The 5,888-nt window shown below is 71.6% G+C and carries 5 protein-coding genes; 1 reads left to right on the forward strand and 4 read right to left on the reverse strand.

The annotated features are described in order from the left end of the window. Nucleotides 1–112: 112 nt before the first annotated feature. The gene (locus B7L92_RS13510) at nucleotides 113–1,558 is read right to left on the reverse strand and encodes an MFS transporter (RefSeq protein WP_081237655.1); all 1,446 of its coding nucleotides are present in this window, start codon (nucleotides 1,556–1,558) and stop codon (nucleotides 113–115) included. 97 nt (nucleotides 1,559–1,655) lie between these two features. Here B7L92_RS13510 and dusB point away from each other — a divergent pair, with 97 nt between their 5' ends. Further along, a complete protein-coding gene (dusB, locus tag B7L92_RS13515) occupies nucleotides 1,656–2,834 on the forward strand; it encodes a tRNA dihydrouridine synthase DusB (protein ID WP_081237652.1) in 1,179 nt (392 codons plus the stop codon). Between the two features lie 79 nt (nucleotides 2,835–2,913). On the opposite strand, the gene B7L92_RS13520 is transcribed toward dusB, so the two are convergent. From B7L92_RS13520 to B7L92_RS13530, 3 genes are all read right to left on the reverse strand, one after another. After that, entirely contained in the window at nucleotides 2,914–3,051 is a 138-nt protein-coding gene (locus tag B7L92_RS13520) for a methionine/alanine import family NSS transporter small subunit (RefSeq protein WP_004988400.1), read from the reverse strand. Further along, complete coding sequence (locus tag B7L92_RS13525) at nucleotides 3,051–4,640, reverse strand: sodium-dependent transporter (RefSeq protein WP_081237653.1); 1,590 nt, start codon at nucleotides 4,638–4,640, stop codon at nucleotides 3,051–3,053. Before B7L92_RS13525 ends, B7L92_RS13520 begins: the two co-directional genes overlap by 1 nt. 233 nt (nucleotides 4,641–4,873) lie before the next feature. Further along, the coding region (locus B7L92_RS13530) for an alkaline phosphatase family protein (RefSeq protein ID WP_081237654.1) at nucleotides 4,874–5,888 on the reverse strand (1,015 nt) is incomplete at its 5' end.

Raw genomic sequence — 5,888 nt, forward strand, 5'->3', positions numbered from 1 at the left:
CGCGGCCGGCCCGGTCCTGCGCGGCCGGGCGCGGGAGCGCCCCGAGTGGTGGCCCGAACTCGTCACCCTGCTCCCGGCGGACCCGTCGTCGTGACGCGGTGACGCGGGCCCGCTACGCGCCCGTCCCGACGGTCCGGCGGACCTCCGGCGGCGCCAGCCGCTCGGCCGTCCGCCGCGCCGTCCCGCGGGCCCAGCGGCCCGAGGTCGCCGCGCCCACCACCAGGACCGCGAGCCCGCAGCCGGCGAGGATCCACCAGCCGGGCCGTGCCGCCGGTACGAAGGCGTCCGCGTACGGGGACGACCCCACCCCGGCCGCCAGCACCGCGCCGACCACCGCGACCCCCAGCGCCTGGCCCAGCTGACGGCTGGTGGACGCGACCGCCGAGGCCACCCCGGCCTGGGCGGTCGGCATGCCGGAGACGGCGGTGTTGGTGATGGGGGCGTTGACGAAGCCGAAGCCGATGCCGAACAGGACGTAGCCGATGAAGAGGGTGGCGTCGGAGGTCTCGGCCTCGAAGAGGGCGAACAGCAGCCCGCTCACCGTCATCGCGCCGCCCGCGATCAGCAGCGGCAGGCGCGGGCCCCGGCTGCCGACCAGACGGCCGGAGAGCGGGGCGCACAGGAAGGTGGGGACGGCCATCGGGAGCATCCACAGACCGGCTTCCAGGGCGCTCAGTCCCCGGACGTTCTGCAGGTAGAGCGTGGTCAGGAACAGGAACCCGCCGAGCGCCGCGAACGCGCTCACCGCGATCACCGTGGCCCCGCTGAAGGGTGCCGAGCGGAAGAAGCGGAGGTCGATGAGGGGGTCGCGGCGGCGGGGCTCGTAGAGCAGGAGGGCGACCAGGGAGGCGAGCGCGAGGACGGCGAAGGGGGCGATCGCCGGCAGGGTGGCGTGCGGGGCCTCGATGATCGCGTACGTCAGGGAGCCGAACAGGGCGATGACCAGGAGCTGGCCGACCGGGTCGGGGCGGCGGGCCCGGGGCGCGCGGGACTCCGGGACGAAGCGCAGGGTGAGCAGCAGGGCGGCGAGGCCCACCGGCAGGTTGATCCAGAAGATCGAGCGCCAGCCGACCGACTGCACCAGCAGACCGCCCACCAACGGGCCGGCGGCCATCGAGAGACCGACGACCGCGCCCCACGCGCCGATCGCGCGGGCGCGTTCGCGGGGGTCGGTGAAGGTGTTGGTGATGATCGACATGGCGACCGGGTTGAGCATCGAGCCGCCCACCGCCTGCACCATCCGGAAGACCACCAGCGCCTCGAGGCTCGGGGCGAGCGAGCACAGCAGCGAGCCGAGGGTGAAGACCACCAGGCCCGTCATGAAGACCCGTTTGCGGCCGATCCGGTCGGCGGTGGAGCCCGCGAGCATCAGCAGCGAGGCGAGGACGAGGGTGTAGGCGTCGATGGACCACTGGAGACCCGAGGTACTCGCGTGGAACTCCCGCTGCATGGAGGGCAGGGCGACGTTCAGGACGGTGTTGTCCAGGCTCACGATCAGCAGGCTCATGCAGCAGATCGCGAGCACCAGCACGCGTCGGCGGGGGCTGAGCTCGGACATGGGTCCCATCGTAGGCGGACTTCAATAGTGCGGTTAACTAATGACCGCTACACGATCAGCGTGCCGGGTACCCCGCGGCATGCGGGACAATGGGGGAATGCCCACGCCCACGTCCACGACGAACCCGACCCTGCAGATCGGCCCGCACACGGTCCAGCCGCCCGTCGTGCTCGCCCCCATGGCCGGGATCACCAACGCGCCCTTCCGCACCCTGTGCCGGGAGTTCAGCGGGGGCAAGGGACTGTTCGTCAGCGAGATGATCACCACCCGGGCGCTGGTCGAACGCAACGACAAGACCATGCAGCTGATCACGTTCGACGCGAGCGAGAAGCCGCGCTCGCTCCAGCTCTACGGCGTCGACCCGGCGACCGTCGGCAAGGCCGTCCGCATGATCGTGGAGGAGGACCTCGCCGACCACATCGACCTCAACTTCGGCTGCCCGGTCCCCAAGGTGACCCGCAAGGGCGGCGGCTCGGCCCTCCCCTACAAGCGGAACCTGCTGCGCGCCATCCTGCGCGAGGCGGTCGCCGGGGCCGGGGACCTGCCGGTGACGATGAAGATGCGCAAGGGCATCGACGACGACCACCTGACCTACCTGGACGCCGGGCGGATCGCGGTCGAGGAGGGCGTGCGGGCCATCGCGCTGCACGGCCGCACCACCGCCCAGCACTACGGCGGCACCGCCGACTGGGAGGCCATCGCGCGGCTGAAGGAGCACGTCCCGGAGATCCCGGTGCTCGGCAACGGCGACATCTGGTCGGCCGAGGACGCGCTGCGGATGGTGCGCGAGACGGGCTGCGACGGCGTGGTCGTGGGCCGCGGCTGCCTCGGGCGGCCGTGGCTGTTCGCGGACCTGGTGGCGGCCTTCGAGGGAGGCACCCGGCCCGGTGCCGGAGACCTCGGTGGACGCGGTACGCGGCCCACCCTCCGCGAGGTCGCCGACATCATGGTCCGGCACGCGACCCTGCTCGGCGAGTGGATCGGCGACGAGTCCCGCGGGGTGATCGACTTCCGCAAGCACGTCGCCTGGTACCTGAAGGGCTTCGCGGTCGGCTCCGAGATGCGCAAGCGGCTCGCGGTCACCTCCTCGCTGGAGGAACTGCGGGCCGGCCTCGACGGGCTCGACCTCGACCAGCCCTGGCCGACCGGCGCCGACGGCCCCCGCGGCCGTACGTCCGGCAACAACCGGGTGGTGCTGCCGGACGGCTGGCTGAAGGACCCGTACGACTGCGCGGGCGTCGGCGAGGACGCCGAACTCGACACCTCCGGCGGCTGATCGGCGCCGCTCCTCACAGAGGACGTGCGTACGGCTCCGCTCCCCGGGGAGCGGAGCCGTACCGGTGTGTCCGAACCGCTCAGGCCGCGGGCTGCGCCGGGGCCGCGTCGTCCTCGGGACGCTCGGGGTGGCGGCGCAGGTGGACGATGGCGCCCACCAGACCGCCCCAGACGATCACGATGGCCACGATCAGCATGATGATCGCACTCGTCGACATCAGTTCTTCCCCCCTTCAGGTGCGTCGGAGCCGGAGCCCGCCTTCACGGCGGAGTCCGGACCGGCCTTCGCGCCGGCCGCCGTGCCCGCCTCCTCGGCGGCTTCGGAGTCGGCGGAGCGCCAGGGCACCAGACTGAGGACCACGCCGACGAGCAGCGCCGCCGCGGCGACGCCCCAGCCGGCCCAGAGCAGGAACTCCGTCGAGTAGCCCTCGTAGTTCTCGGCGAACTCCGCCCGCAGGCTGTCGACCATCATCCAGCCGAGCACCAGCGGGGTGACGATGCCGAGGCAGACCAGCCACCAGCGGCCGACCCGCATCGTGGAGACGTCGTTGGCGTGCTTCTGGAAGGCGGGCAGCCGACGCAGCAGCCAGCCCACGAGGACGAGCGAGGCCAGCGCGGCGAGCACGATGCCGTACTGGTTGATGAAGTGGTCCGCCGCGTCCAGCAGGTAGATGCCGCTGTCGGTCGGGAAGACGAGGATCGACACCAGGGCGACGGCGCCGCCGACGCTCAGGACCGCCGGGACCCGGCGCATACCGGTGCGGTCCTGCACGGCGGCGATGACGACCTGCACGATGCTGATCAGCGAGGTGAGGCCGGCGATCACCAGCGAGGCGAAGAACAGCGCGCCGAACAGCGCGCCCATCGGCATTTGGGAGATGACCGTCGGGAACGCCACGAACGCCAGGCCGATGCCGGAGCTCGCGACCTCGTTCACCCCGACTCCCTGGGCCGCGGCCATGAAGCCGAGGGTGGCGAACACGCCGATGCCCGCGAGGATCTCGAAGGCGCTGTTGGCGAAGCCGGCGACCATCGCGGTGCCGGTGAGGTCCGAGCGCTTCTTCAGGTACGAGGCGTACGTGATCATGATGCCGAAGCCGATGGACAGCGAGAAGAAGATCTGACCGTACGCGGCGACCCACACGCTGCCGTCGCCGAGCGCCGACCAGTCCGGCCGGAACAGGCCGTCCAGGCCCTTGCCGGCACCGTCGAGGGTGAGCGCGCGGCCGACCAGGACGACGAAGAAGAGCACCAGCAGCGGGATGAAGAACTTGTTGGCCTTCTCGATCCCGTTGCGGATGCCGAGCGCCAGGATGACGAGCACGACCACCCAGACCGCGATGAGGGGCCAGAGCACACCGTCCACGTAGGACGACATGACGCCGGGCGTCTCGGCGGCCTGGAGGAAGTCGCCGAAGAAGAAGGCGTTGGCGTCGCCGCCCCACTGCTCGCCGAAGGAGTAACCGACGTAGCGCACCGCCCAGGCGATGATGACGGCGTAGTAGGCGGCGACCACGAAACAGATCGCGACCTGCCACCAGCCGATTGCCTCAGCGGGTCGGGACAGCTTGCGGAAGGCCGCCGGGGGCGACTTCCGGAATCGGTGGCCGATCGAGTACTCGAGGACGAGCAACGGGATACCGGCGGTCAGCAGCGCGACGAGATACGGCAGGAGGAAGGCCCCGCCGCCGTTCTCGTAGGCAACGGCGGGGAAGCGCCAGATGTTGCCGAGGCCGATCGCCGATCCGATCGCGGCGAACAGGAAGCCTGCGCGGCTTCCCCACTGCTCACGGGAAGGACTGGACATGATCACGGTTCCTTGGTCATTTTCTTGCGTAGCGCGGCACGCTAGCAACAGGAACGCCTGGCGAACAGGGGTGGTCATATAACGGTCACGTTCGTTGCCGCCGAGCCCGGCACGCGGTGTCGGCCGAGGCCGCGGGCGGATCGCGCGGCTGCTCGGACCGGTGCCGTCACGTCCCCGTCGACCGTCCGCAAGAGGGGACCGGGGCCTGCCCGGCGGATCGTGCCGGACCGGCCCTAGCCGCCGGTCGGGTGCGGGACGGAGCCGTAGGCCCTCAGGAAACGGTCGCGGAACGCGTCCATCCGCCACACGGGCGCGTCCTCGGACGGCCTGAGGCCCTCCGTCCAGTTCCAGTCGGCGATCTTCTCCAGCACCTCGGGGTCCTTGGCGACGATCGACACCGGCACGTCGCGGCTCGCGCGGTGGCCGCTGACCCGGGCGATGGGCTGGTGGTCGCCGAGGAAGACCAGGACGGTGTCGTCGGTGCCGTAGCGCTCCAGCCACTGCAGGAGGCTGGTGACCGAGTACTGGATCGACCGGCCGTACTCCCGCCGGGACGCGGCGGTGTCGGCGATGACGTCGGCGGACCTCCGCCCGTCCTTCCGGACGGCGTCGAAGACCGAGCCGTCGCCGAGCTCGTCCCAGCCGACCAGCTCGGGGAGCGGCGCCCAGGGCTGGTGGCTGGAGGTCAGGATGACCTCCGACATCAGCGGCCGGCCGCGCGCGCGGCCGTGCTCCAGGCGCTCGAAGGCCTCCAGGGCGTACTGGTCGGGCATCGTCGACCAGCTGAACTTCGGGCCCCGGTAGCCGAGGTCGAAGGCGTCGTAGACCTTGTCCAGGCCGTACCACTTCGCCTCCGGCCAGCCCTTCTGCACGCCCGGCATGACGCCGACGGTGTCCCAGGCGCCGGTCTTCTGGAACGCCTTGGTGAGGGTGAGGCGATCGCCGCTGGTGACGGTGCGGTAGCGCTGCTGGTTGTCGATCCACAGGCCGGACAGGGCCGTGGAGTGGCCGAGCCAGCTGCTGCCGCCGAAGGTCGCCGAGGTGAGCCAGCCGCTGCGGGCGTGGTAACCGGCCCGCGCGAGCACCTCGGTGTGCGTGTCGAGGGTGCGGGTCACGCCGGGGGCGACGAGGGGGTCCTCGACGGCGGCGCGGCCGTAGCTCTCGATGAAGGCGAAGACGACGTCCTTGCCGCGCAGGTCCGGGACGAGCTGCTCGGGCGGGGTGGCCCCGAAGGCGTCCGCCCGCGCC

Source organism: Streptomyces viridosporus (genome assembly GCF_002078235.1).
In the GTDB taxonomy this organism is placed as follows: Bacteria; Actinomycetota; Actinomycetes; order Streptomycetales; family Streptomycetaceae; genus Streptomyces; species Streptomyces viridosporus.